The organism is Streptomyces sp. NPDC030862, assembly GCF_055571835.1.
Map to the genome: position 1 here is coordinate 397,985 of NZ_JBVIEN010000004.1, position 24,594 is coordinate 422,578.

At 71.8% G+C, this 24,594-nt stretch carries 25 protein-coding genes; 8 read left to right on the forward strand and 17 right to left on the reverse strand.

Annotated elements, in window-relative coordinates; translation table 11 throughout:
- Nucleotides 1–126 precede the first annotated feature (126 nt).
- From ACZ42X_RS13620 to ACZ42X_RS13690, 15 genes are all read right to left on the reverse strand, one after another.
- Nucleotides 127–1,017, reverse strand: a complete 891-nt coding sequence (locus tag ACZ42X_RS13620) for a 2-hydroxy-3-oxopropionate reductase (protein WP_361416295.1) — start codon at nt 1,015–1,017, stop codon at nt 127–129.
- A gap of 36 nt (nt 1,018–1,053) precedes the next feature.
- Entirely contained in the window at nt 1,054–1,893 is an 840-nt protein-coding gene (locus tag ACZ42X_RS13625; RefSeq protein ID WP_468288326.1) for a TIM barrel protein, read from the reverse strand.
- A 238-nt stretch (nt 1,894–2,131) separates the two neighbouring features.
- The gene (locus ACZ42X_RS13630; protein WP_468288329.1) at nt 2,132–2,863 is read right to left on the reverse strand and encodes a hypothetical protein; all 732 of its coding nucleotides are present in this window, start codon (nt 2,861–2,863) and stop codon (nt 2,132–2,134) included.
- Between the two features lie 25 nt (nt 2,864–2,888).
- Nucleotides 2,889–3,500, reverse strand: a complete 612-nt coding sequence (locus ACZ42X_RS13635) for a hypothetical protein (protein ID WP_468288332.1) — start codon at nt 3,498–3,500, stop codon at nt 2,889–2,891.
- Nucleotides 3,473–4,813, reverse strand: coding sequence for an MCE family protein (locus ACZ42X_RS13640; protein ID WP_468288334.1), 1,341 nt, complete (start codon nt 4,811–4,813; stop codon nt 3,473–3,475). The genes ACZ42X_RS13635 and ACZ42X_RS13640 overlap by 28 nt, the downstream gene beginning before the upstream one ends.
- Entirely contained in the window at nt 4,810–6,120 is a 1,311-nt protein-coding gene (locus ACZ42X_RS13645; RefSeq protein WP_468288779.1) for an MCE family protein, read from the reverse strand. The genes ACZ42X_RS13640 and ACZ42X_RS13645 overlap by 4 nt, the downstream gene beginning before the upstream one ends.
- Before the next feature lie 56 nt (nt 6,121–6,176).
- Complete coding sequence (locus ACZ42X_RS13650) at nt 6,177–7,301, reverse strand: MCE family protein (protein ID WP_468288337.1); 1,125 nt, start codon at nt 7,299–7,301, stop codon at nt 6,177–6,179.
- A complete protein-coding gene (locus tag ACZ42X_RS13655) occupies nt 7,298–8,278 on the reverse strand; it encodes an MCE family protein (RefSeq protein ID WP_468288340.1) in 981 nt (326 codons plus the stop codon). Before ACZ42X_RS13655 ends, ACZ42X_RS13650 begins: the two co-directional genes overlap by 4 nt.
- A 32-nt stretch (nt 8,279–8,310) precedes the next feature.
- A complete protein-coding gene (locus ACZ42X_RS13660) occupies nt 8,311–9,351 on the reverse strand; it encodes an MCE family protein (RefSeq protein ID WP_468288343.1) in 1,041 nt (346 codons plus the stop codon).
- The gene (locus ACZ42X_RS13665) at nt 9,348–10,613 is read right to left on the reverse strand and encodes an MCE family protein (protein ID WP_468288346.1); all 1,266 of its coding nucleotides are present in this window, start codon (nt 10,611–10,613) and stop codon (nt 9,348–9,350) included. The genes ACZ42X_RS13660 and ACZ42X_RS13665 overlap by 4 nt, the downstream gene beginning before the upstream one ends.
- A 5-nt stretch (nt 10,614–10,618) precedes the next feature.
- Nucleotides 10,619–11,425: an MlaE family ABC transporter permease gene (locus ACZ42X_RS13670; protein WP_361416279.1), complete on the reverse strand. Its 807-nt coding sequence runs from the start codon at nt 11,423–11,425 to the stop codon at nt 10,619–10,621.
- Between the two features lie 4 nt (nt 11,426–11,429).
- Nucleotides 11,430–12,200, reverse strand: a complete 771-nt coding sequence (locus ACZ42X_RS13675; RefSeq protein WP_468288350.1) for an MlaE family ABC transporter permease — start codon at nt 12,198–12,200, stop codon at nt 11,430–11,432.
- A complete protein-coding gene (locus ACZ42X_RS13680; RefSeq protein WP_468288353.1) occupies nt 12,197–13,147 on the reverse strand; it encodes an ABC transporter ATP-binding protein in 951 nt (316 codons plus the stop codon). Before ACZ42X_RS13680 ends, ACZ42X_RS13675 begins: the two co-directional genes overlap by 4 nt.
- A gap of 104 nt (nt 13,148–13,251) precedes the next feature.
- Nucleotides 13,252–14,283 (reverse strand): RNA polymerase sigma factor, encoded by a 1,032-nt coding sequence (locus tag ACZ42X_RS13685; RefSeq protein WP_468288356.1) that lies wholly within the window; start codon nt 14,281–14,283, stop codon nt 13,252–13,254.
- Nucleotides 14,284–14,333: 50 nt separating this feature from the next.
- Nucleotides 14,334–15,377 (reverse strand): lytic transglycosylase domain-containing protein, encoded by a 1,044-nt coding sequence (locus tag ACZ42X_RS13690; RefSeq protein ID WP_468288782.1) that lies wholly within the window; start codon nt 15,375–15,377, stop codon nt 14,334–14,336.
- A 204-nt stretch (nt 15,378–15,581) separates the two neighbouring features.
- Between ACZ42X_RS13690 and ACZ42X_RS13695 the strand changes: the two genes are divergently transcribed.
- The 8 genes from ACZ42X_RS13695 (at nt 15,582) to ACZ42X_RS13730 (ending at nt 23,032) form a co-directional block, all read left to right on the forward strand.
- Nucleotides 15,582–15,845, forward strand: a complete 264-nt coding sequence (locus tag ACZ42X_RS13695; protein WP_361416271.1) for a YkoF family thiamine-binding protein — start codon at nt 15,582–15,584, stop codon at nt 15,843–15,845.
- Nucleotides 15,842–16,219, forward strand: a complete 378-nt coding sequence (locus tag ACZ42X_RS13700; RefSeq protein WP_361416269.1) for a helix-turn-helix domain-containing protein — start codon at nt 15,842–15,844, stop codon at nt 16,217–16,219. Before ACZ42X_RS13695 ends, ACZ42X_RS13700 begins: the two co-directional genes overlap by 4 nt.
- A gap of 154 nt (nt 16,220–16,373) precedes the next feature.
- Nucleotides 16,374–16,919: a 2-oxo-4-hydroxy-4-carboxy-5-ureidoimidazoline decarboxylase gene (gene uraD / locus ACZ42X_RS13705; protein ID WP_468288360.1), complete on the forward strand. Its 546-nt coding sequence runs from the start codon at nt 16,374–16,376 to the stop codon at nt 16,917–16,919.
- Nucleotides 16,916–17,305 (forward strand): hydroxyisourate hydrolase, encoded by a 390-nt coding sequence (uraH, locus tag ACZ42X_RS13710; RefSeq protein ID WP_361416265.1) that lies wholly within the window; start codon nt 16,916–16,918, stop codon nt 17,303–17,305. The genes uraD and uraH overlap by 4 nt, the downstream gene beginning before the upstream one ends.
- Before the next feature lie 7 nt (nt 17,306–17,312).
- The gene (gene pucL / locus ACZ42X_RS13715) at nt 17,313–18,236 is read left to right on the forward strand and encodes a factor-independent urate hydroxylase (protein WP_361416263.1); all 924 of its coding nucleotides are present in this window, start codon (nt 17,313–17,315) and stop codon (nt 18,234–18,236) included.
- A 70-nt stretch (nt 18,237–18,306) separates the two neighbouring features.
- Nucleotides 18,307–19,788, forward strand: a complete 1,482-nt coding sequence (locus tag ACZ42X_RS13720) for a nucleobase:cation symporter-2 family protein (protein ID WP_468288364.1) — start codon at nt 18,307–18,309, stop codon at nt 19,786–19,788.
- A gap of 51 nt (nt 19,789–19,839) precedes the next feature.
- On the forward strand, nt 19,840–21,240 hold the full coding sequence (locus ACZ42X_RS13725) for an 8-oxoguanine deaminase (RefSeq protein WP_468288367.1): 1,401 nt from the start codon (nt 19,840–19,842) through the stop codon (nt 21,238–21,240).
- Between the two features lie 322 nt (nt 21,241–21,562).
- Entirely contained in the window at nt 21,563–23,032 is a 1,470-nt protein-coding gene (locus ACZ42X_RS13730) for a nucleobase:cation symporter-2 family protein (RefSeq protein ID WP_468288370.1), read from the forward strand.
- Nucleotides 23,033–23,202: 170 nt separating this feature from the next.
- On the opposite strand, the gene ACZ42X_RS13735 is transcribed toward ACZ42X_RS13730, so the two are convergent.
- A complete protein-coding gene (locus tag ACZ42X_RS13735; RefSeq protein ID WP_468288373.1) occupies nt 23,203–23,778 on the reverse strand; it encodes a TIGR03086 family metal-binding protein in 576 nt (191 codons plus the stop codon).
- 100 nt (nt 23,779–23,878) lie between these two features.
- Nucleotides 23,879–24,472, reverse strand: a complete 594-nt coding sequence (locus ACZ42X_RS13740; RefSeq protein WP_468288375.1) for a hypothetical protein — start codon at nt 24,470–24,472, stop codon at nt 23,879–23,881.
- Between the last annotated feature and the right edge of the window lie 122 nt (nt 24,473–24,594).

Below are 24,594 nucleotides of genomic sequence, written 5' to 3' on the forward strand. Positions count from 1 at the left end.
AATCCGGGCCGCGGCTGCGCTTGGGCGCGACAGGACAGGTGTCAGCGCAGCCACGGCCCGGATGCCGGGGGGAGGGCCCTCAGGCCCTCGGGCGAGCCGCCGGGCGGAACCGGCGGCTCACCGGGATCAGACCTGCTGGCCGGAGAGGCGCTCGACGGCGCGCAGCAGGGCCGAGTGGTCCAGGCCGCCGTCGCCCTGCGCGCGCAGGGAGGCGACGAGCTGCGCGACCACGGCGCCGACCGGAAGGGCCGCACCCACGTTGCGGGCGGCGTCGGTGACGATGCCCATGTCCTTGTGGTGCAGGTCGATCCGGAAACCGGGCTTGAAGTCGCGGTTGAGGAAGTTGTCCTTCTTGCGGGTCAGGACCGTGGAGCCGGCCAGACCGCCGTTGAGGACGTCCAGGGCCGCGGCGAGGTCCACGCCGGACTTCTCCAGGAAGACGACGGCCTCGGCGCACGCCTGGATGTTGACCGCCACGATGAGCTGGTTGGCGGCCTTCACCGTCTGGCCGGAGCCGTGCGGGCCACAGAGCACGATGGTCTTGCCGAGGGCCTCGAGGATCGGCTTGGCCTCGTCGAAGTCGGCCTGCTCGCCGCCGACCATGATCGACAGTACGGCCTCGATGGCGCCGGCCTCACCGCCGGAGACGGGGGCGTCCAGGACGCGGATGCCCTTCTCCTTGGCGTTCTTGGCCAGGTCGACGGAGGTCTGCGGGGTGATCGAGGACATGTCGATCAGCAGGGCGCCCGACTTGGCGTTCTCCAGGATGCCCTCGGGGCCGTAGGCGATGGCCTCGACCTGCGGGGAGGCGGGCACCATCGTGATGACCACGTCGGCGTCCTTGACGGCCTCGGCGATCGAGCCGGCGGCCGTGCCGCCCGCCTTGGCCAGGCGGTCCAGCTTGTCCTGCTCCAGGGTGTAGCCGGTGACCTGGTAGCCGGCCTTGATCAGGTTCTCGGACATGGGGGAGCCCATGATGCCGAGGCCGATCCACGCGATCTTGGGGAGATTGCTCATGAGGTGCCTCTCAAAAACTGGTGGTGCGGGAAGAAGTCAGCGGGCCGCGCGGGCCTCGGCCGGGAGCCAGTCGAAGGACTCGGCGCTCGGGCGGTCGCCGGCCTTGTACTCCAGGCCGACCCAGCCGTCGTAACCGGCCTTCTTGAGCTGGTCGAGCAGCTCCTCCAGCGGCAGCGAGCCGGTGCCCGGCGCGCCACGGCCCGGGTTGTCCGCGATCTGGACGTGGCCGGTCTTCGCGGCGTACGCCTCGATGACCTCGCCGACGTTCTCGCCGTTCATCGACAGGTGGTAGATGTCGAGGAGGAACTTGGCGTTGCCGAGGCTGGTCGCCGCGTTCACCTTGTCGATGACCTCGATCGCGGCCGGGGCGCTCACCAGCGGGTAGAGCGGCGACTCCGGCTTGTTGAGGGTCTCGACGAGGAGGATCGCGCCCACCCGGTCGGCGGCGCGGGCCGCGGCGACCAGGTTCTCCAGGGCGAGCTCGTCCTGGACGGCCGGGTCGACGCCCTCGACGCGGTTGCCATAGAGCGCGTTGAGCGCCTTGCAGCCGACCGAGGCGGCGAAGTCCGCGGCCACGTCGATGTTGGCGCGGAAGCGGTCCGACTCCTCACCCGGGACGGACAGTGCGCCGCGGTCCGGGCCCGGAAGGGCGCCGGCGTAGAAGTTCAGGCCCACCAGCTGGGTGCCGGCGTCGTCCAGCGCCTTCTTCAGGGCGTCGAGTTCGCTCTGGTCGGGCGTGGGCGTCTCGATCCAGGGCCACCACAGCTCGACCGCCGTGAAGCCCGCCGCGGCGGCAGCCGCGGGGCGCTCCAGGAGCGGGAGTTCCGTGAAGAGGATCGACAGGTTCACATCGAAGCGCTGGTCCGTGTATCCCATGAGGGGTTCGGCGCTCCTTCCGTATTGCGGAAGTTCGTTTCTGCTTAACGGAAGATTGCCTGGCGGGGGGGACGGCTGTCAAGACCGGCACGCAAAACGGGCACACAAAAAGGCGCCTTCCGGACGATGGCCCGGAAGGCGCCTGGGGATCCCTGTGCGGTTGTACGGAAAGAAGGGGCCGGAAGAGTCGGCGGAAGGGCCGGAGCGCCGGGTCGGAGCGCTGGGTCAGAGCGCTGGGTCAGAGCGCGTCGACGGCGCTCACCTTCCACCCCTCCGACGTGCGCGTGAGCGTCATGCGCACCCGGTTCAGGTCCACGCGCGGCCCCGACACCTGGGTGCTCGTGGTGACCTGGTTCACGAAGAGCAGCACCACGGCCCGGTCCGGCGAGGCCGACACCACCGACACCGCCGGGGCGCCACCGTCCGGCGGCTCGACCACCGACGCCTTCACCACGCCCCGGTACTTCTTCGCTGTCGGCGCCACCACGCTCGTGGTCGTCCTGCGGTACTCGTCGCGGAACGCGCCCGTCAGACGCGCCCGCGCCGCCGCGAAGTCCTTCTCCAGGCGCCGGTGGTCGTACGAGAGCACCACCGGAGCCGCCTCGCGCGCCGCCTCGGCCGCCTCCGCCCGCGCCCGGTCGGTGCCCCGCCCGTCCGCGTACGCCCGTACGAGCACGGCGAGCGCCACCACCCCCGCCACCAGCAGCACGGCGAGCACGGCGAGCAGCGCGGGGCGCCGGCGCCCCGGAGGCGGCCCGTCCGGTCCCTCCCAGTCGGGGGCCTCCCAGTCCGGCTCCGGCGGCGGTGCCTGTGCGCCCGGCTCCTCCCGCGCGCGCAGGGTCCGGCCGGACACCACAGGGGCGCCGGGGGCGGCCCGCTCGGCGCGCTTGGCCGCCGCGCGGGCGGCGGCCGGCAGGGAGCGACGGGCAGGGGATCCGGCGCCCCGGCCCCGGGTGGTCGTGTTCGCCACGGGGTTTCTCCTTTCGGTCGGCCGGTCAGCCGACGAACTCGACGCCGGACGTCAGCCAGCGCCCGTCCTCGCGTACGAGATCGAGCTGGAGCCGGTAGGTACGGGCCTGGCCCTGCGGCGCGGCCGTGTTGGTCACCTTGGAGTCGGCGACCACCAGCACGCGCGCCGACCGCTCGTCGGCGCGGACGATGCCCGCCTCCAGCACCTGGCCCTCCGACACCGACTTGTTGGCGGCCACCAGCTTCGTCAGCTGCGCCGTCTGCGCCGCGAACTGCTCCTTGAACTCGCCCGTGGCGCCCTTCAGGACATTGCCGCTGTCCCGTCCGTAGTGCCGGTAGTCGAGCGAGGTGAAGTTCAGCGCCGACTGGCGGGCGGCGGCGAGGATGTCCTGGCGGCGCTTCTCCTCGGCCCGCTGCCCGTACACCTGCACGCTCAGCCAGCCCGAGGCGGCCGTCACCGCCACGGTCGCCACCGCCAGCGTCGCGGGCATGGCCCGGCCCCGGCGCGCGGCCGCCCGCAGGCGCCGCAGCGCGTGGGCGCAGCGCCGCCGCACGGCCCCTGCCATGCCGGCGGTCATGCCGGCGGTCACGCCATGGGTCATGTCGGCGGTCATGCCATCGGTCCGACGAGCAGCCATTGCCAAGAGTCCTTTCCGAACATGCTCTGTTCGCCGCCCGTCGAGCCGATCTCGACGAGCCTGCCGCCCGGACCGGCGGCGGCGCCGGTCGCCGGGTCGTACGGGGTGACGTGCGGCGTGGCCTGCGGGGCGCCGTACGCCGCCGGGCCGGCGCCGCCACCACGGGCAGCTCCCGAGGGGCCCGGCGCGTTCTGCGCGCCGCGCACCGAGGTCTGCGAGCCGCGCGGGGCCGCGCAGTGCGCCCGCGTGTTCGCCGGGCGCTCGCTCGTGTCGGCCGGGTCGCGGCGCTGGGTGCCGTACCCCTGCCGGCACGCGGGCGGGTCGTCGGCGCCGACGACGAGCCCGAAGTGGGTGGTGCCGTCGCCGGGGATCACCGTGTAGCTGCCGGAGACCACCACCGGGAAGGTGACCAGCGCCTGCTCCACGCCGGGCAGCCGGGCCACCGTGACCTGGCCGCCGCTGATGAGGTTCCCGAGCAGCACCGGCACATGGGGCCGGGTCGAGGTCAGCAGCGAGTCGAGCTCCTGCGCGGCGGGCGCGCCCGCGCCGATCAGCCGGCGCAGGTCGCCGTCGCTCGACTTCAGCTCGGCGGTCAGGGCCGCCAGGTCCTCCGAGAAGGCCTTGATCGCCGAACCGTTGTCCGCCTGGGTCTTCAGGACCGTCCGCGAGTCCTCGATCAGGGCGATGGTCTGCGGCAGGGAGTCCGACGCCGACTCCACGAGCCGGTTCCCGGACTCCACCAGCCGGCTCAGCTCCGGGCCCGTGCCCGCGAACGCCTTGCCCAGCTCGTCGACCGTGACCCGCAGGTCCTCCTTGCCGACGGAGTTCACCAGCCGGTCCAGGCTCAGCACGAGCTCGGTGGCCGGCAGCGGTACGCGCGTGTCGCGGCGCGGGATCGTGGAGCCGTCGCGCAGGTACGGGCCGCCCGCGCCGCGCGGCTGGAGGTCGACGTACTGCTCGCCGACGGCGGAACGGTTCGCTACGACCGCGACCGTGTCCGCCGGGATCCGCACCCCGTCCTCGATGTCCAGCTCCACCGTGACCCCGTCGCCCACCCGGTCGCCGGCCCCCTCGCCGGTCCCGTCGCCGCCGGTGAGCCGCAGCTCGCCCACCCGGCCCACCGGCACGCCGCGGTACGTCACCTCCGCGCCCGCGAAGACGCCTCCGGAGTCGGCGAAGTCGGCGTGGACGCGGTAGCCGCGGTCGAGGATCGCGTCGGCGATCCCGGTGTACTGGGCGCCGACGTACGACACGCCCACGGCGGTCACGGTGGCGAAGGCGAGGAGCTGGGCCTTGACCGTACGGGTGATCACGGTTGCATCCCCTTCAGCAGCAGTTCCGCGAGCGCGGTGTCGTACGAGCCCGCATGCGAGCCTCCGTACGAGACCTGCGTACCGGTGCACACCGGCGGGCAGAGCGCGCCCTCGCCCTCCCCCTCGCCGCCCCCGGTGCCTCCGCCCGGTGGCCGCGGCAGCGGGTCGGGTGCCGGCGCACCGGGCACCTCCGGTACGCCGGGGGCCTCCGGCGCCTCCGGCAGCTTCGGCACCTCCGGCAGCCCGGGCGCCTCCGGGAGCCCCGGTACGCCCGGCACCTCCGGGAGGCCGGGCGCCGTCGGCGGCTCGTCGTCGAGGTTTCCGTAGATGCTCGCCAGGTCCAGATCGGCGGTGACCCTGAGGTTGACGTAATCGCCCTTGATCGCGTCCACGGCGTTGCGCGGGAAGGGGTACGTGGTCAGCAGCTCCAGGGCGTTCGGCAGATCGTCGCCCGCCTTGTTCAGCTGCTCCAGGATCGGCCGCAGGCTGCGGAGGTTGGCGACGACGTCGGAGCGCGAGGCGTTGATCACCTCCGTGCCGGTGGTGCTCAGCGCCGACAGGGAGGTGAGCATCGCCGTCAGCTTGGTCCGCTGGTCCGCCAGCACCTTCAGGGCGGGCGGCAGGGTGTCGACGGCCTGCGCGATGGTCTTCTTCTCCGCCGCGAGCCGCTGGGAGAGCCGGTCGAGACCGGCCAGGGCGCGGACGATCTCGGCGCGCTGCGCGTCGAGGCCGCCGATGAAGGTGTCGAGCTCCTTCAGCAGCGACTTCACCCGGTTCTCGCGGCCCTCCAGGGCCTTGTTGAGCTCCGTGGTGATCGTCTTGAGCTGGGCGACCCCGCCGCCGTTGAGCAGCGCCGACAGTGCCGACAGCACCTCCTCGATCTCCGGGTTGCGCCCGGAGCGCGACAGCGGGATGCGCGCCCCGTCCTTCAGCCGCCCGGCCGGCGCCGCGTCCACGGGAGCCGACAGCGCCACGTACTTCTCGCCGAGCATGCTCGTCTGGCGCAGCTCGGCGACCGCGTTGGCCGGCAGCTTCACCGAGTCGTCGACGCGCAGCCGCACGCGCGCGTGCCAGCCGTCCAGCTCCACCTTCTCGACCGCGCCCACGGTCACGTGGTTCACCTTCACCGCGGACTGCGGCACCAGGTCCAGGACGTCCCGGAACTCGACCGTGACGCGGTACGCGTCGCCGTCGGCGGCCGCACCGCCCGGCAGGCCGACGTCGTACAGGCCGTCGAAGCCGCAGCCCGACAGCAGCAGCGAACCGGTGGCCGACCACACCACGGCCGTCACGCGCAGCGCCCTGATGCGTCCGTCCCTGACGCGTCCGCCCCTGATGGGTCCGCCCCTCATGCGTCCGTCCCTCATGCGTCAGCCTCCAGGATTCCGCCGAGCGTCCGGTCGACCGGGCCGCTCCCGGCGACCGGCGACGCGGACGTGAGCGGCTCCGGAAGCGAGTCGAACAGCTTCCTCAGCTCCGCGCAGTCCTTGGCCTTCGCCTCGCCCGTGGTGGAGAGCAGGGAGCACAGCAGCGAGGCCGGGTCCTGGGGGTGGTCGGGGTTGTTGCGGGTGTCGAGCGTCCCGGAGGACGGGTTGTAGGCGTTCTGGAGGTTCGACAGACCGGTCGGCGCCACCTCCAGCAGCTCCGCGAGCGCGGCGCGCTGCGTGACCAGCACCTTGGTGACCTTGGAGAGCCCCTCCACGTTCGTGGTCAGCGCCTTCTTGTTGTCCCGTACGAACGCGGACACGTCGGCGAGCGCCACGCCCAGGTGCCGCAGCGCGGCCGCCAGGTCCTTGCGCTCGGCGGCGAGCTGGTCGGCGACCTGCGCCAGGCTGTCGTTGAACGACCGCACGCTCTTGTCGTCGGCCGCCAGCGCCGCCGTGAAGACCTGGAGGTTGCGGACGGTCGAGAACAGGTCCTGCCGGCCGTCCGACAGCGTGGTCACCGCCAGGGACAGGTCCTCCACCGTCTGGTGCAGCTTGGCGCCCTGCCCTTCGAGGTTGTCCGCGCTCACCCCCAGCAGCCGGGAGAGGGACCCGTCCTTGTTCGCGCCGCGCGGGCCGAGCGCCTCGGCCGTCGTGTGCAGGCTGTCGAAGACGCGGTCCAGCTCGACGGGCACGGCCGTCCGCTCCTCCGGGATGACGTCGCCGTCGCGCAGCCGCTCGCCGCCCCGGTACACCGGGAGCAGCTGGACGTAGCGGTCGCTGACGACGGAGGAGTTGATGATGGCGGCCCGGGCCCCGGCCGGGACCGCGCGCTCGGAGTCGTACTCCAGCGTGACCCGCACCCGCTGGCCCTGCGGGGTGATCTCCTTGACCTCGCCGATGCGCACGCCCAGCACGCGGACGTCGGAGCCGGGGTAGATGCCGACCGTGCGCGGGAAGTACGCGGTGACGCGCACCGGCTCCGAGCGGGGCCACAGCACCACGGTGGCGGCGGCGACGACCGCGAGGGCGACGATCAGGGTGAGCACGCGTCGCTTCGTCACGAGGCACCTCCCGTGCGCGGGACCACCGGGGCGGCGACCATGTTCTGGATGTAGCTGTCGAACCAGCGGCCGTTGCCGAGGGTGTTGGTGAAGACCCGGACGTACGGCGCCATCAGCTTGATGGAGCGGTCCAGGCTCGCCTGATTGCGTTCGAGCATCGCCACCACCTGGTTCAGGCCCTCCAGGGCCGGGCCGATCTGCGCCTTGTTGTCCCGGACCAGGCCGGAGAGCTGGATGCCGAGGGCGGCGGAGCTCTTGAGCAGCGCGTGGATCGCCGCCCGGCGCCGGGCGATCTCCGTGAAGAGCGCGTCGCCGTCCTCGACGAGCTTCGTGAACTCACCCGAGCGCGCCGCGAGCACCCCGCTCACGCCGTTGGCGTGGGCCAGCAGCTCGCGCAGCGCCTGGTCGCGGGAGGCCACCGTGCGGGAGATCCGCGACAGGCCCTGGATCGACGCCCGCACCTCGTCCGGGGAGTCCTCGAAGGTGGTGGAGATGGTGTCCAGCGCCGTCGCCAGCCGCTCCGTGTCGACCTGCTCGGTCGTGGTCGTCAGATCGCTGAAGGCGGCGACGACGTCGTACGCCGGGGTCGTGCGGTTCAGCGGGATCTCGCTGCCGGGTGCCAGCTGCCCGGGGCCCTTCGGCTCCAGGGCGAGGTACTTGGCGCCCAGGATCGTCTTGATGCGGATGGCGGCCCCCGTCCGCGTACCGAACGCGGGGTCGCCCTTGACCCGGAACACCACCTTGACGTGGTCGCCGTCGAGGTCCACCTCGTCGACCTTGCCGACCTTCACCCCGGCGATGCGCACCTCGTCACCGGGCTTGAGGCCGCCCGCCTCCGAGAAGGCGGCGCTGTACGTCTCGCCGTCGCCGATCAGCGGCAGGCTGTCGGCGTTGAAGGCGGCGACGGTGAGGAGGGCGAGGGCCGTGAGGCCCGCGGCGCCGATGGTGACGGGGTTCCGGTCCCGGAAGGGGATCATGCGGGGTTTCATGCGGGGCCGCTTCAGCCTTTTCATGCGCACCTCGCCCGGGCGACGTGGAGCTCGGGGGTGATGACTTCCTTCGTCTTCGGCAGCACGATCCGGCCGTCGAAGTCGCAGAGGTAGAAGTTGAACCACGAGCCGTACGAGGCGGTCCTCGTCAGCTTGGTCAGCTTGTTCGGCAGCCGCTTCAGCACGCCCTCCACGGTCTTCTCGTTCTCGTTCAGCGTTCCGGTGAGCTCGGTCAGCTCGGCGATGTCGTCCTTGAGGGGCGGCCGGGCCTCCGTGAGCAGGCCGGAGGTGGCCTCGGTCAGGTTGTTGATGTTCACGAGCGACTCGCCGATGGGCTTGCGGTCGGCGGCCAGGCCGGAGATCAGCCGCTGGAGCTGCTGGATCAGCCCGGAGAAGCGGGCGCCCCGCTGGTCGAGCGTCGCCAGGGTGGTGTTGAGGTTGTCGATCACCGAGCCGATCAGCTGGTCCCGGTCCGCGAGCGTGGTGGTGAGCGACGCCGTGTGCGCGAGCAGGCTGTTGACCGTGCCGCCCTCGCCCTGGAACGTCTTGATGATCTCGGTGGCGAGCTGGTTGACGTCCTCGGGGCTGAGCGCCGCGAAGAGCGGCTTGAAGCCGTTCAGCAGCGCGTTGAGGTCCAGCGCGGGCTGCGTACGGGCGAGCGGGATGGTGCCCCCGGGCCGCAGCAGCCGGGTGCCGTCGCCGGCCCCCTCCGTCAGGGCGATGTAGCGCTGGCCGACCAGGCTGCGGTAGCGGATGACGGCGCCGGTGCCGGCCGGCAGCGGCCGGTCCTCGGTGACGGTGAAGGTCACCTCCGCGAGCGTGCGGTCCTTGATGGCGATCTCCTCGACCTCACCGACGCGTACGCCTGCGACCCGGATGTCGTCTCCCTCCTCCAGGCTGGTGACATCGCTGAACACCGCCTTGTACGTGTGCTCGGGGGTGAAGGAGATGTTGACGATGGTCGCCGCCAGCAGCGTGGTCGCCAGGACCGTCACCCCCGCGAAGAGGCCGAACTTGACCAGCGGCGCCGCGGTGCCGCGCGCGTTCGTCACCCGGCTCATGCGACGCTCACCGCCGTCCCGCGCGCCATCGGGCCGAACAGCAGCGTCGCCACCGCCGGCACCTCGTCCGCCGGTACGCCCATCACGGGAGCGACGAGCGCGCCCACGGCGCGCTGCTCGGCGGCTGTGGCGGACGAGGGGCGGGCGCCCGGCGCGCCGTGGCCGGGGTGCGCGTCCCGCGTACCGTCGTCGAGCTTGGTGTGCCCGGCCGGCACCGCCGGTCCGGGCAGGCCCCGGCAGTTGGGGCCCGACCGCTCGCGGTAGCGGGGCTGCTCGCCGGGCTCGTACCCCGGCCGCTGCCGGACGATTTCCAGGGTGATGCGCATCTCTCCCCCTCTGAAGGTCTCCTCGGCCGCGGCCTCCTGCCTCACCAGCCCCTTGAGGAGGCACGGGTACTCGGGCGCGTAACGGGCGAACAGCGCCAGGGTGGGGCGGGAGACGCGGCCCAGGGTGATGAGCCGGTCGCCGTTCTCGTCGAGGAAGCCCTCGGCGGTGCGGGAGACCGTGGCCGTGGAGGTGAACAGGGCGGCCAGCTGGTCCTGCTTCTCGACGATCGTGCGACTGGTGGTGAGCGTGTTGCGCAGGATGCGCAGCAGGTCGGGCGCGGCGTCCCCGTACACCTCGGCCACATCGGCGAACCGCGTGATGTCCTCCTTGATGGACGGCATGTGCGGGTTGAGGCGGCGCAGGTAGTCCTCCACGCGGACCAGGTTGTCGCCGATCCGGTCGCCCCGGCCCTCCAGCGCCGTGGCGAACGCGGACAGGGTGGCGTTGAGTTCGGCGGGCTTCACCGTCCGCAGCAACGGCAGCAGGTCGTTCATCAGCTGCTGCACCTCGATGCCCACCTTGGTGCGGTCCTGGGTGATGACGTCCCCGGCGCGGATGGGCCGGCCCGCCGGCTTCCCCGGGGGCGCCACGAGATCGACGTACTTCTCGCCGAACAGCGTCTTGGGCAGCAGCCGCGCGTGCACGTTCGCCGGGATGCGCGCCGTGTGCTCCGGCTTGAGCGCGATGTCCAGCGTCGCCTTCTCGCCGTCGGCCCGTACGTCCCTGACCTCCCCCACCAGCAGGCCGCGCAGCTTGACGTCGGCGCGCGGCTCCAGCTGGTTGCCGAGGGTGTCCGCCTCCAGTGTGATGCGGACGACGGAGGTGAAGACCTGCTGGTAGACGGCGACGCAGAGGGAGAGGAGCAGGGCGAGGACGGCGAGGAAGACGACGCCGTACAGCCGCAGTTTCAGTTTCGGTTTCACCGGTGTGCGCATCGGCCCTACCCCGCGATCCGTACGGTCGTGCCGGCGCCCCAGATCGCCAGGCTGAGGAAGAAGTCCAGGACGTTGATCGCCACGATGGACGTGCGCACCGCGCGGCCGACGGCGACGCCGACACCGGCCGGACCGCCGCGCGCGTAGTAGCCGTAGTAGCAGTGCACCAGGATGATCACGACGGCGAAGACGATCACCTTGCCGAACGACCACAGCACGTCGACCGGCGGCAGGTACTGCTGGAAGTAGTGGTCGTACGTCCCCGCCGACTGGCCGTAGTAGCCGGTGGTGATGGTGCGGGCGGCGAAGTACGAGGACAGCAGCCCGACGACGTACAGCGGGATGACGGCGACGAACCCGGCGATCATCCGGGTGGTGACGAGGAAGGGCAGCGACGGGACGCCCATGACCTCCAGGGCGTCCGTCTCCTCGCTGATCCGCATCGCGCCGAGCTGCGCCGTGAACCCCGCGCCGACGGTGGCGGAGAGCGCGAGCCCGGCGACCAGCGGGGCGATCTCGCGGGTGTTGAAGTACGCGGAGAGGAACGCCACGAAGTTCGACGTGCCGAGCTGGTTGAGCGCCGCGTACCCCTGGAGCCCCACTTCGGTGCCGGTGAAGAAGGAGAGGAACGCGATGACGCCGACGGTGCCGCCGACGACCGCGAGCGCGCCGCGCCCGAAGCTCACCTCGGCGAGCAGACGCAGGATCTCCTTCTTGTAGCGGCGCAGGGTGCGGCCGGTCCAGGCGAGCGAGCGGCCGTAGAAGGCGAGTTGGGCGCCCAGCTCCTCCAGGCGGTGCAACAGAGCGGCCATGCGATCACCCCTTCTGCGGAACGGCTTGGAAGTACACGGCGGTCAGCACGAAGTTCGTCACGAAGAGCAACATGAAGGTGATCACCACGGACTGGTTGACGGCGTCGCCGACACCCTTCGGACCGCCCTTCGCCGTCAGGCCCTTGTACGAGGCGACGATCGCCGAGATGGCGCCGAAGACCAGTGCCTTGAACTCGGCGGCCCACAGATCGGAGATCTGCGCCAGGGAGGTGAAGGAGGCGAGGTACGCGCCCGGTGTGCCGCCCTGGAGGACGACGTTGAAGAAGTAGCCGCCCGCGACGCCGACGACGGAGACCAGGCCGTTGAGGAGGACCGCGACCAGCATGGAGGCGAGGACGCGCGGGACGACGAGCCGGTGGATCGGGTCGATGCCCAGCACCTGCATCGCGTCGATCTCCTCGCGGATCTTGCGTGCCCCGAGGTCCGCGCAGATCGCGGTGCCGCCGGCGCCCGCGATCAGCAGCGCCGTGACGATGGGGGAGGCCTCGCGCAGGACGGCGAGGACGGAGGCGGCGCCGGAGAACGACTGGGCGCCCAGCTGGCGCGTGAGGCTGCCGATCTGGAGGGCGATGACCGCGCCGAAGGGGATCGACACGAGCGCCGTCGGCAGGATGGTGACGCTCGCGATGAACCACGCCTGCTGGATGAACTCCCGTACCTGGAAGGGGCGGCGGGGCAGCGTGCGCAGCACGTCCAGGGCCAGCGCGAAGAGGCTGCCGGAGTGGCGCAGGGCGCCGACGGGGGAGAGGCTCACTCGGCCACCGCCTCCTTCACCGTTTCCTTCGCCGTTTCCTTCACCGCTTCCTCGCGCCGTGCGATGGCCCGCCAGCGGTCGGGGCGGTCGATCCCGGCGCTCGGCAGCAGCCGGGGCGTCAGGGGCGCCGGGGCGTCGTCCGACCGGTCGATCTGGGCCAGCTCCTGCTCGACCTGTGCGGCGTCCTTCTCCTCCGCCATGCCGATCGGGCCCTGCATGCGACCGTTCAGGAACTGCCGTACGACGGGCTCCTCGCTGGTCAGCAGCTGGTCGCGGGGGCCGAACATCACCAGCTCGCGGCGGAAGAGCAGGCCGATGTTGTCGGGGACCTGGCGGGCCGAGGCGATGTCGTGCGTGACGATCAGGAACGTCGCGTCGATCTGCGCGTTGAGGTCGACGATCAGCTGGTTGAGGTAGGCGACGCGGACCGGGTCGAGGCCGGAGTCCGGTTCGTCGAAGAGGATGATCTCCGGGTCGAGGACCAGCGCGCGGGCCAGCCCGGCGCGCTTGCGCATGCCACCGGAGATCTCACCGGGGAGCTTCTCCTCGGCGCCGATCAGGCCGACCATGTCCATCTTCTCGAGGACGACGCGCTTGATCTCGCCCTCGGACTTGCGGGTGTGCTCGCGGAGCGGGAAGGCGATGTTGTCGTACAGGTTCATCGACCCGAACAGCGCGCCGTCCTGGAACAGCACCCCGAAGAGCTTGCGCACCTCGTAGAGGTCGTGTTCGCGGAGGGTGGTGACGTCCCGGCCCGCGATGCGGATCGAGCCCCGGTCGGGCTTGAGAAGCCCGACGAGCGTCTTGAGGAAGACCGACTTGCCCGTGCCCGAGGGGCCGAGCATCACCGAGATCTCCCCGGCGGGCAGTGTCAGCGAGACGTCCTGCCAGATGACCTGGTCGCCGAAGGACTTCGTCAGCCCTTCCACGCAGATCTCGACACCCATCCGGTTCACCCTTCAGCCCGTGAGCAGCTCCGTCGTCTGCTCTACGGGGCGGGGCAGGGTGTCCGTCGCGGCGATCCGGAATTTTTTTCCGGAGGGACTCTCCGTCAGGGGGCGGGGAGCTCCACCGGGAGCTCCGGGAGCTTTGGGGCCGGTACGGGGACGGGGGGCTGCACCTGGGGGAGGGGCGCCTCCGGAACGCGGAGCTCCGGGACCTCGGGGAGCGGCGGCACGTCCGCGACGTTCCCGACCGCCGGGACCGCCGGGACCTCCGGGACCGCGGGGAGCGGCGGGACCTCCGGGAGCGTCGGCGTGGGCAGCGGCAGGGGCGGCAGGGACGGCAGCGGCGGCTGCGTCGGAGCCGTACGGTCCACGGGGGCCGGCTTCGTGGACGGCGTCGCCGCCGTCGGCGCCGGTGCCGGCGTCCGGGAGGGTGGAGGCGACGGCGCCACGGCCGTGCGCCGGGCGTCGGCCGCCTCCGAGGTCACCGGCGCGGACGCGGGCCGGTCCTGGGCCGGCGGCCGGTCCTGGGCGTGCGGCAGCACGAACCCGGCCACGGCGAGGGTCGCGGCCGTCGAGGCGGCGGCCACCGCCACCTGAGTGGAGCGCGGACGCCCGCGCCCGCAGAGCCACAGCAGCAGCGCCAGCGTGGCGGCCAGCGAGTTGCGCAGGGTGCGGCGGGCGCGGGCCAGCAGCGACTCGACCGTGCGGTAGCTGAGGCCCATCTTGTGGGCGACCTGCCCGACGTCCAGGTCCTCGGACTTCAGCCAGAGGGCCTCCGCCTGGCGCGCGGGCAGCTCCCCGCTGCGTACCGCCAGCCACCTCGCCTCGGCGCGGTCGCACACGAGCTCGTCGACCGGCGCCGGGCCGGGCGGGACCAGCGCGGCGGCCCGGGCGGGGTCCGTGTCGCGGTGGACCTGGCGGTACCGGTCGACGCACAGCCGCATCGTGACCGTGGTCAGCCAGGCGCCGAGGCGCTCGTCGTCGAGGTGCGGCTGCTCGGCGGCGCGCAGCATCGCCTCGTGCACGGCGTCCTCGGCGTCCTCCAGGCTCATGGACCTGCGCCGGGCCACCTTGAGCAGCTGCTCGCGATGGCTCCACGCCCGCTGCCAGCGGTCATCGGACACGTCCGTCGCCATGAGGGCCCCTTCGCGCTACCCGCCGGTACAGCCTCCGGCGGGACGCGACATTACCGCCCGGTATCCGGAATTGTGGAGGGGGCTGCGGGCATCGAGTCCTGACCGTTGCCGAGCGGCGGACCGGGGAGGACGGCATCGGCATCCGGAAGCGGAAGGTGAGATTCCGTAGGCGGTGCTTCCGGGGCCTCTCGTGTACCGGTCGGCCGTGGCCGGGCCGGCTCCGAAGGCGGAGACGGTTCCGCGCGCTTCGGCGGTACGGGGCTGGGACCGGCCTTCGCCGGGGCGCTCGACCGCCCCGGGGCGGGGGAGCGGGACGGCTCCGGGGCCGGCGTGCGCGACGGCTCCGCGCTCATCGCGGGACCGGCGACCGCCACGGGGTCCCCGCCGAGGAAGTACGCGTACCAGGCCCTCACCGTCCGCAGGTAGGCCGCCGAGTGGTTGTAGCCGAGGATCGCCCGGTCCAAGTCGGCGGGGTCGGCCAGGTCGCGCCCGCCCGCGCAGAGGTAGCGTCCGGCGGCCAGCGCCGCGTCGTGGACGTTCCCCGGGTCGGCGCGGCCGTCGCCGTTGCCGTCGGCGCCCCAGGCGGCCCAGGTCGACGGGATGAACTGCATCGGCCCGACCGCGCGGTCGTACACCGCGTCCCCGTCGTACGCCCCGCCGTCCGTGTCCCTGATCAGCGCGAAGCCGTTCCCGTCGAGCCGGGGGCCCAGGATGGGCCGCACGGTCGTGCCGTCGGCGGTGAGGCGCCCGCCGCGCGCCTGGCCCGACTCCACCTGGCCGATCGCCGCGAGCAGCTGCCAGCGCAGGCCGCAGCCCGGCGCACTGCTCGCGAGCGCGGTCTCGGCGTGCCGGTAGGCGGCCAGGACGGCGGCGGGCAGCGTTCCGCCGAGGCCGCTGTCCCCGGTGGCCGCGGCTGTGCCTGTGATCGCGGGGGCGGTCGCCGTCCCCTTCCCGGTCCGCAGCGGCGGCAGCTCCGTGCGGTACGGCGAGTCGCCCGTCACGCTGGGACCCGTCGCGACGAGGCCCCGCCCGCCGGACTCGTCCGTGGCCGAGGCGGCCGCGCCCGGCGCCTGCGAGGCGGTCAGCGCCACCATCGCCGCCGCCGCGAGCGCCGTGCCCCTGACAGCCGTTGCCTTGCGTCCGCTTTCCTGCTCGCGTTCCGTCACCGCGTACGCCCTCCCTGCCCGTCCGGCCCTGTCACCGGCTCTACGGGGCGGGAGGCCCGGTCCGTCGCGCGGGGCGGGGCGATTTTCGGGACCGGCGGCGGAAGGCGGTCCGCCGGGCCTTACCGTGGGGGCATGCAGCGACTGAGAGTGGAGTTCACGACCGAGCCGTTCGACCTGGACGAGGCCCCCGCGCACGCGCTGGTGGCGCGCGAGGTCATCGAGGCGGCCGACCTGGACGCCGTGGACGTGGGCCCCTTCGGCAACACCGCCGAGGGCGGCGCGGACGCGGTGCTCACCGCCGTCGACGCGCTTCTGCGGCGGGCTCTGGGCGCGGGCGCCACCCGGGTGTCGTTGCAGGTCAACGTAATCGGCGACGCCGGAGAGGACGACAAGTGACCGAGCCGGGAGATCACCCCCTGGTCACCGCGGTGAAGCCGCTGGTGGACGCGATGGGCGCCGAGATACTGACCCCCCAGCAGGCCGCGGCCGACGATGTCGTCCTCGCGTGGGAGGGCGTGGAGATCCTGGCCGTACGGCTTCCGCAGCTCGCCGACTCGCTGGAGCGCATCCTGGCGGCGATGGAGCGGCGCCACGGCATGCCGCTGTCCGCGCTGGACCGCAAGACGAAGCAGTCGGTGGTCCGTACCCTGGAGGCGCGCGGAGCCTTCTCGGTGCGGCACGGCGTGGAGACGGTGGCGAACGCCCTCGGCGTCAGTCGTTTCACCGTCTACAACTACCTGAACAGGGAAAACGCCGCGAAGAGTGAGTAGCTGAACACGTTGGGTAGAAAGCCGCCGTCCGCATGTCGGGACGGCGGCTTTTGTGTCACCGAAGTTTCAACAAAGTGTTGACGGGGCGTTGGCGGAGGGCGTTAGCTATCCGCAGCCCGTCAAAGCACAGCGAAAAACAGCCACGGAGGCTCCCGTGACCTCGAGTTCACAGCGCCTTTCGGGGGACGACAGCACCCCCGAGACCCCCGCGGGCCTCACCCGGTTCAACACCTCGGCGGACGGCGACGCGCTCGCCGCCCTGCACGAGGTGTGCGCCAGTTCGGCGTGGGGCAGCAAGCTGCTGGCCCAGCGCCCGTACGCCACCACCGAAGCCCTCCTCCTCGCCAGCGACGCCGCCATGGCCGAGCTGACCGCGGAGGACCTGGCCGAGGCGATGGCGGGGCACCCGCCGATCGGCCGCCCGAAGCCTGGTGACCCCACCTCCTCCCGGGAGCAGAGCGGGATGGCCGGCGCCTCCGAGGCGCTCAAAGCGGAAATGCTCGAGCTGAACCTGGCCTACCAGGACAAGTTCGGGCACGTCTTCCTGATCTGCGCCACCGGCAGGACCGGCGAGCAGATGCGCGACGCGGTCCGCGAGCGGATCGAGAACTCGCCCGAGCAGGAGCGGGAGATCGTCCGCACCGAACTGGGCAAGATCAACCGCATCCGCCTGACCCGTCTCGTAGAGGAAGCAGCATGAGCACGGAAACCACCGCCTCGGTGTCCACGCACATCCTGGACACCAGCATCGGCCGCCCCGCCGAGGGCGTCGCCATCTCCCTCGCGGCCCGCAGCGGCTCCGACGCGGAGTGGGTGGCGCTCGGCGGCTCGCAGACCGATGCGGACGGGCGTTGCAAGGACCTGCCGGCCCTGCCGGAAGGCACCACCCACGTACGTCTCGACTTCGAGACCGAGGCGTACTTCGACAAGAAGCAAGCCGAGGCGCAGCAGGACGCCCCCCGCGTAAGGGACAGCGGCGCGTTCTTCCCGGAGGTGGCGATCACGTTCGCCGTCGTACCGGGCGAGCACTACCACGTACCGCTGCTGCTCAACCCGTTCGGCTACTCCGTTTACCGAGGGAGCTAGCAGACACATGCCCACGATTCTCGGCCAGAACCAGTACGGCAAAGCAGAGAACCGCGTCGTCAAGATCACGCGGGACGGCGACACCCACCACATCAAGGACCTGAACGTCTCGGTCGCCCTCTCCGGCGACATGGACGAGGTGCACTACTCGGGTTCGAACGCCAACGTCCTGCCGACCGACACCACCAAGAACACGGTGTACGCGTTCGCCAAGGAGTACGGCATCGAGTCCGCCGAGCAGTTCGGCATCCACCTCGCCCGTCACTTCGTGACGTCGCAGGAGCCGATCCACCGGGCGCGCATCCGCATCGAGGAGTACGCCTGGGAGCGCATCGAGACCTCGGACGCCAACTCCAAGTTCATCGGCGCCGACGAGGTCAAGCACTCCTTCGTCCGCAAGGGCCAGGAGACCCGCGTCAGCGAGATCACCTACGATGGTGAGAACTGGCAGGTCATCTCCGGTCTGAAGGACCTGGTCGTCATGAACTCCACCAACTCGGAGTTCTGGGGCTACGTCAAGGACAAGTACACGACCCTGCAGGAGGCGTACGACCGCATCCTGGCGACCCAGGTCTCCGGCCGCTGGCGGTTCAACTGGACCGACGACGAGCAGCGGATGCCCAACTGGGAGCGGTCCTACGAGCAGGTCAGGAAGCACATGCTCCAGGCCTTCGCGGAGACCTACTCCCTCTCGCTGCAGCAGACGCTGTACCAGATGGGTTCGCGCATCATCAACAACCGGTCGGAGATCGACGAGGTGCGCTTCTCCCTGCCGAACAAGCACCACTTCCTGGTCGACCTCGAGCCGTTCGGGCTCAAGAACGACAACGAGGTCTACTTCGCGGCCGACCGCCCGTACGGCCTGATCGAGGCCACCATCCTGCGGGACGGCGTCGAGCCCCAGATCCCGGTCGACATGACCAACCTCTGAGCCAGGCCGTTGACCGCCCCGCCCGCCCGACCCCGGTCGGGCGGGGCGGCACGGACCGGAGGGACCAGCAATGGCACAGCCTGCAGGGCCGGCATCCGAAGGCCCGTGTTCCACCTCGCCGGACGCCACCGCGCCGCCCGGTGCCGCCCCGGAGGTGCTCACCTCCGCGGCCCACCCCGCACCCCGGAGCGCCGCCGGCCCGGACGGCGTCGTCGACTGCCACCCCGTCGACGAGAAACTGCCCTTCTCGCGGCTCGTCCCCGCCGCGCTCCAGCACATCGCCGCCATGTACGCGGGTGTCGTCACCCCTCCGCTCATCATCGGGCAGGCCGTCGGCCTGGACGCGGCCGGCATGACCCGCCTCATCGCCGCGAGCCTGCTCATCGCCGGGCTCGCGACCATCCTCCAGACCATCGGCATCACCAACATCGCCGGGAACCGGCTGCCGTTCGTGAACGCCGCCTCCTCCGCCGGCATCGCACCGATGCTCGCCATCGCCGAGACCAGCGCCCCCGGCCACCAACTGCCCGCCATCTACGGCGCGGTGATGGTCGCCGGAGTGTTCTGCCTCGCCGTCGGGCCCTTCTTCGGCCGGCTGCTCCGCTTCTTCCCGCCCCTCGTCACCGGCGTCGTCATCACCCTCATCGGGGTGACCCTGATGCCCGTACCGGTCGGCTGGGCGCAGGGCGGGGACAAGACCGCCGCCGACTTCGGCGCCATGAAGTACCTGGCGCTCGCCGCCTTCACGCTCGTCGTGATCCTGCTCTTCCAGCGCTTCGGCAAGGGCTTCGTCAAGCAGATCGCCCTGCTGCTGGGCCTGTTCATCGGCACGCTCGCCGCGATCCCCTTCGGGATGGCCGACTTCAGCTCCCTGCGCGAGGCACCGGTCGCCGCGCTGCCCGCGCCCTTCGCCTTCGGCGCGCCCGAGTTCCAGCCCGCCGCGATCCTCTCCCTGTGCATCGTGATGCTGGTGCTGATGACCGAGTCCAGCGCCGGCATGCTCGCCCTCGGTGAGATCTGCGAGCGGCGCACCGACGGGAAGACCATCACCCGCGGCCTGCGCACGGACGGCATCGCCACGCTCGTCGGTCCCGTCTTCGGCGGCTTCCCCACCTCGGCCTTCGCCCAGAACGTCGGCGTCGTCTCCCTCACCCGGGTGCGCAGCCGCTACGTCGTCGCGGTCGCGGGCGGAGCACTCCTCGTCCTCGGCGCCTTCCCGGTCCTCGGTGCGGTCGTCTCGCTGGTCCCTATGCCCGTCCTGGGCGGTGCCGGTATCGTGCTGTTCGGTTCGATCGCGGTCAGCGGCATCCGTACGCTCTCCGAGGCCGGACTGGACGACAGCTCCAACATCATCCTGGTGGCCGTCGCACTCGGAGCCGGCATCATCCCGCTCGCCGCGCCCACCTTCTACGCCGGATTCCCCGCCTGGGCACAGACCGTGCTCGGCTCCGGGATCAGCGCGGGAGCGCTCGTCGCGGTCCTGCTCAACTTGTTCTTCCACCATCTCGGCACCCGGAGCCGTCACGCGGCCCCGGCACTCAAATCCTCCTAGGGTCCTGCCGTGCCCACACAGCCACTGCCATTGAAAGAAGAAGGAAGCACCATGGCACCTTCGGCAGCCCAGAGCGCTACCCAGCGCATCGTGATCGAGAACTGCGCCATCGCGACCGTCGACGCGAACGACACCGAGTACGCCTCGGGTCACCTCGTCATCGCGGGCAACAGGATCGAGTCGATCGGAGCAGGCAAGGCCCCCGAGGGCCTGGAGAACGTGGTCCGGCGGATCGACGCCACCGGCCATCTGGCCACCCCGGGCCTGGTCAACACGCACCACCACTTCTACCAGTGGATCACCCGTGGCCTGGCCACCGACCACAACCTCTTCAACTGGCTCGTCGCCCTGTACCCGACGTGGGCGCGCATCGACGAGCAGATGGGGTACTCGGCGGCCCAGGGGTCCCTCGCCATGATGGCCCGCGGCGGCGTCACCACCGCCATGGACCACCACTACGTCTTCCCGAAGAACTCCGGCGACCTGTCCGGGGCCATCATCAAGGCCGCCTCCGAGATGGGCGTCCGCTTCACCCTGGCCCGCGGCTCCATGGACCGCAGCGAGAAGGACGGCGGCCTGCCGCCGGACTTCGCCGTCGAGACCCTCGAGGGCGCGCTCGCCGCGACCGAGGAGACCGTCAAGAAGCACCACGACGCCTCCTTCGACGCCATGACGCAGGTCGCCGTCGCGCCGTGCTCCCCCTTCTCCGTCTCCACCGAGCTGCTCAAGCAGGGTGCCGAGCTGGCCCGCCGCCTGGGCGTGCGCCTGCACACCCACGGCTCGGAGACCGTGGAGGAGGAGCAGTTCTGCAAGGAACTGTTCGGCATGGGCCCGACCGACTACTTCGAGTCGACCGGCTGGCTCGGTGAGGACGTGTGGATGGCGCACTGCGTCCACATGAACGACTCCGACATCGAGGCCTTCGCCCGGACGAAGACCGGCGTCGCGCACTGCCCGTCGTCCAACGCCCGCCTCGCCGCCGGCATCGCCCGCGTACCGGACATGCTGAAGGCCGGCGTCCCGGTCGGCCTCGGCGTCGACGGCACCGCCTCCAACGAGTCCGGTGAGCTCCACACCGAGCTGCGCAACGCGCTGCTGATCAACCGCCTCAACAGCGTGCACCGCGAGGCCGCCCTCAACGCCCGCCAGGCGCTGCGCCTCGGCACCTACGGCGGCGCCCAGGTCCTCGGCCGTGCCGAGCAGATCGGCTCCCTGGAGGCGGGCAAGCTCGCCGACCTGGTGCTGTGGAAGCTGGACACCCTCGCGCACGCCTCCATCGCCGACCCGGTGACCGCCCTCGTCTTCGGCGCGGCGGCCCCGGTCACCGCGTCGTTCGTCAACGGCGAGCAGATCGTCGAGAACAACCGCCTGCTGACGGTCGACGAGGACGCCATCGCGCGCTCCACCCGGGACGAGGCCCAGCGCCTCGCCCGCATCGCCGCCCAGGGCTGAGCCCCTGGCACCACACTCCGGCCGGGTACCTGACACCCGGCCGGACATCGCCACCCGGCCGGTTCCTCCGGCCGGGCGGGGCGATCCACGAAGTCCGGTCGAGGGGGACGGCCCTCGACCGGTCGCCGTGGACCCGAGCGGGGTCCATGGCAGCCGGGCCGGGGGGTGCGTACCAAAGAGTGGTACCCGCACCCCCCGGAACGGTGAACGCGTGTCCTCCTTCCCCACGTCCGACGACACGCACCGGGCGCACTACCTGCAACACCGCACCACCTCCCTGAAATCCACGTCATCGCGCGTGTAACCGACCGGAGGAACCGCTGTGGCCGCCAAGCCCAGGTTTCGCAACCCCGAAGACACCCCCGACCCCGAGTCCCCGGACGTGGGAGCCGCTGCCGAGGACCGGAAGCATCCGGTCGACGAAAAGCTTCCGCCCGGCAAGATGCTCACCAGCGGCCTCCAGCACGTGGCCGCGATGTACGCGGGCGTGGTGGCCCCGCCCCTGATCGTCGGAGCGGCCGTCGGCCTCTCCGGCACCGAACTCACCTTCCTGACCGGCGCCAGCCTCTTCACCGCCGGCCTCGCCACCTTCCTCCAGACCCTCGGGATCTGGAAGATCGGCGCCCGGCTGCCGTTCGTCAACGGCGTCACCTTCGCCGGTGTCGCGCCGATGATCGCGATCGTCGACACCACCGACGACAAGGCCGACGCACTGCCCCTGATCTTCGGCGCGGTCATCGTCGCCGGTGTGCTGGGCTTCATCGCCGCGCCGTTCTTCAGCAAGCTGGTCCGCTTCTTCCCGCCGGTCGTCACCGGCACGGTCATCACCCTGATCGGTGTCTCGCTGCTGCCCGTCGCCTTCGGCTGGGCCCAAGGACCCAATCCGGCGGCCAAGGACTACGGTTCGACCACCTACCTCACCCTCGCGGCCATCACGCTCGTCCTGGTCCTGGTGCTGCGCCGGTTCACGCGCGGCTTCGTCAAGCAGATCGCCGTCCTCATCGGCCTGGTGCTCGGCACGCTGATCGCCATACCCTTCGGCGTCACCGACTTCAGCCCCGTCACCGAGGCCGACATCGTCGGCTTCCCCACCCCCTTCCACTTCGGCGCCCCGCAGTTCGCGCTCGCCGCGATCATCTCCATGTGCGTGGTGATGCTCGTGTCGATGACCGAGTCGACCGCCGACATGCTGGCGCTCGGCGAGATCGTCGACCGGCCCGCCGACGAGAAGACCATCGCCGCCGGTCTGCGCGCCGACACCCTCGGCTCGGCGATCAGCCCCTTCTTCAACGGCTTCATGTGCAGCGCCTTCGCGCAGAACATCGGCCTGGTCGCCATGACCCGCATCCGCAGCCGCTTCGTGGTCGCGGCGGGCGGCGGCTTCCTGGTCCTGATGGGCCTGTCCCCGGTCGCCGCCTCGCTCATCTCCGTCGTGCCCCGCCCGGTGCTGGGCGGCGCGGGCGTGGTCCTCTTCGGCTCCGTCGCCGCGAGCGGCATCCAGACGCTGGTCAAGGCCGGCCTGGAGAAGGACAACAACGTCCTCATCGTGGCCGTCTCGCTGGCCGTCGGCATCATCCCGATCACGGCCCCGGAGTTCTACCACGCCTTCCCGGAGACCGCGAAGATCATCCTGGACTCCGGTATCTCCACCGGCTGTGTCGCCGCCGTCCTGCTCAACCTGGTCTTCAACCACCTGGGCGGCCGCCGCGACGACGACGAGGTGACGGCCCCGATGGAGCCGGGCGACGAGATCTCCGAGACCCGCACGGCCAAGACCGCACCGGTGCACTGACCCGTGCACTTAGCCCCATCCGTGCACTTAGCCCCATCACCACGTCCCACCACCACGCCCGGCCGTCACACCCGCTCGGCTCCGCCGTCCCCGCCTCGGCCCCGTAGGGAGACCTCCTTACGGGGCCGAGACGCGCCATTTCCTGCCCCGCGCCGTCCCCCGCCGGGCCCTTACGCGCCCGGCCAGTCAGGGCGCCGCCCGCTCAGCCCCACCACGCGGTCGAGCAGCGGCGCCTCGTCCGGCACCTTCACCGGCGGCCCGAACGGGCCCCGCTCCGCCGGGCTGTCGGCCGTCGGTGCCAGCAGCGCCTGGCACGCCCGCAGCGCCTCCTCGTCGGCGGCGTACTCCTGGCCGGTCGCGCGGGCCAGATCCCAGCCGTGCAGGACCAGCTCGTCGAGCGCCACCAGGCCCGCCACCTCTCCCGGCAGGGTGACACCGCCCGCCCGGGTGGTGCCCTCCCAGGCCTCGGGAGCCCGCCAGGCGTCGGCGAGCTCGTCGAGCCGGCGCGGCAGCGCGGTGCGCCAGTCGCCGTCGAGGGTCGGCAGGGCAGCCTCCGGGCTCGTGTCCGTGGTCGGCCCGAAGTCCTTCCGCGCGGCGTCCCGGAAGGCGAGCGCGAGCCCCGCGAGATGGCCCAGCAGGTGCCGCACGGCGTAGTCGGGACAGGGCGTCGGCGCGTCCAGCCGGTCGTCGTCGACGCCCTCCAGCAGCGCGGCCACCCGCCGGGCCGTGGGTCCGAGATCGAGCATGGTTTTCTCCTCCGTACCAAGGGCATTCCTCTGGCTTCCGTGGTGTTCGACCGGCGCGGGCCCCGAAACTCATCGCCCCGACCCCCTGTACCGGACCCGCTCACCGGATACGGCGCCGGCATTCGGCCGCCAGCCGCGGATACGCCCGCGCGATGGCCTCGTACACCCGACGCCGTAGCAACAGCTCGGCCTCCGCCCGCCCGGTCGCCCCGAACAGCCCGTCCAGCAGCGTGTCGTACCGCCCCAGCGCATGGCGCAGATAGTCCACCTGCCACCGCACCAACGCCCCCGCCGGGCCCGGCCCAGGGCCGCCGCCCCCGCCGTCACCCGGCCGGTCCCCGGCCGTCAGGCGCCGGTGCCGTACCGCCCGCCGCTCCAGCTCCGGACCGGGCAGCAACGGCACCCGGATCGGCTCCGCCCGGATCGCCGCCAACACCGCCTCCCGGCGCTTGTGCGCCGCCGCCCGCGCAGCCGCCGAGCCCGGCCCGGCCGCCGCCGCGCACGCCGCGAACTCCGGCGCCCGCTCCACCGCCTCCACCCGCGCCAGCAGGTACAGCCGCACCGGCGCGACCGACCAGCGGCGCGGGTCGCGCCCCTGCACATCCGGCTCACCGAGCAGCTCGCGCACCATCGCGTCCGTCCATCCACGCTGCCGCAGCCCGGCAGCCGTCACATACGTCAGCACCGACCCCATGTCGCCCCCATCCATCGTCACGGAGAGTGATGAACCCAGTGAAGCGCACGCCACTGACAACGGACTCTGATCGCCCATTCGAACCAACACCACGTGAGTACGCCGCTCCCTCCCCCCGGGCG

Coding starts and splice junctions, on each gene's coding strand:
- ACZ42X_RS13620 (WP_361416295.1), bottom strand. CDS start 1,017: ATGAGCAATCTCCCCAAGATCGCGTGGATCGGCCTCGGCATCATGGGC.
- ACZ42X_RS13625 (WP_468288326.1), bottom strand. CDS start 1,893: ATGGGATACACGGACCAGCGCTTCGATGTGAACCTGTCGATCCTCTTC.
- ACZ42X_RS13635 (WP_468288332.1), bottom strand. CDS start 3,500: ATGGCTGCTCGTCGGACCGATGGCATGACCGCCGACATGACCCATGGC.
- ACZ42X_RS13655 (WP_468288340.1), bottom strand. CDS start 8,278: ATGATCCCCTTCCGGGACCGGAACCCCGTCACCATCGGCGCCGCGGGC.
- ACZ42X_RS13660 (WP_468288343.1), bottom strand. CDS start 9,351: ATGAGCCGGGTGACGAACGCGCGCGGCACCGCGGCGCCGCTGGTCAAG.
- ACZ42X_RS13665 (WP_468288346.1), bottom strand. CDS start 10,613: ATGCGCACACCGGTGAAACCGAAACTGAAACTGCGGCTGTACGGCGTC.
- ACZ42X_RS13670 (WP_361416279.1), bottom strand. CDS start 11,425: ATGGCCGCTCTGTTGCACCGCCTGGAGGAGCTGGGCGCCCAACTCGCC.
- ACZ42X_RS13680 (WP_468288353.1), bottom strand. CDS start 13,147: ATGGGTGTCGAGATCTGCGTGGAAGGGCTGACGAAGTCCTTCGGCGAC.
- ACZ42X_RS13685 (WP_468288356.1), bottom strand. CDS start 14,283: ATGGCGACGGACGTGTCCGATGACCGCTGGCAGCGGGCGTGGAGCCAT.
- ACZ42X_RS13690 (WP_468288782.1), bottom strand. CDS start 15,377: ATGGTGGCGCTGACCGCCTCGCAGGCGCCGGGCGCGGCCGCCTCGGCC.
- ACZ42X_RS13695 (WP_361416271.1), top strand. CDS start 15,582: ATGCAGCGACTGAGAGTGGAGTTCACGACCGAGCCGTTCGACCTGGAC.
- uraH (WP_361416265.1), top strand. CDS start 16,916: ATGAGCACGGAAACCACCGCCTCGGTGTCCACGCACATCCTGGACACC.
- pucL (WP_361416263.1), top strand. CDS start 17,313: ATGCCCACGATTCTCGGCCAGAACCAGTACGGCAAAGCAGAGAACCGC.
- ACZ42X_RS13720 (WP_468288364.1), top strand. CDS start 18,307: ATGGCACAGCCTGCAGGGCCGGCATCCGAAGGCCCGTGTTCCACCTCG.
- ACZ42X_RS13725 (WP_468288367.1), top strand. CDS start 19,840: ATGGCACCTTCGGCAGCCCAGAGCGCTACCCAGCGCATCGTGATCGAG.
- ACZ42X_RS13735 (WP_468288373.1), bottom strand. CDS start 23,778: ATGCTCGATCTCGGACCCACGGCCCGGCGGGTGGCCGCGCTGCTGGAG.
- ACZ42X_RS13740 (WP_468288375.1), bottom strand. CDS start 24,472: ATGGGGTCGGTGCTGACGTATGTGACGGCTGCCGGGCTGCGGCAGCGT.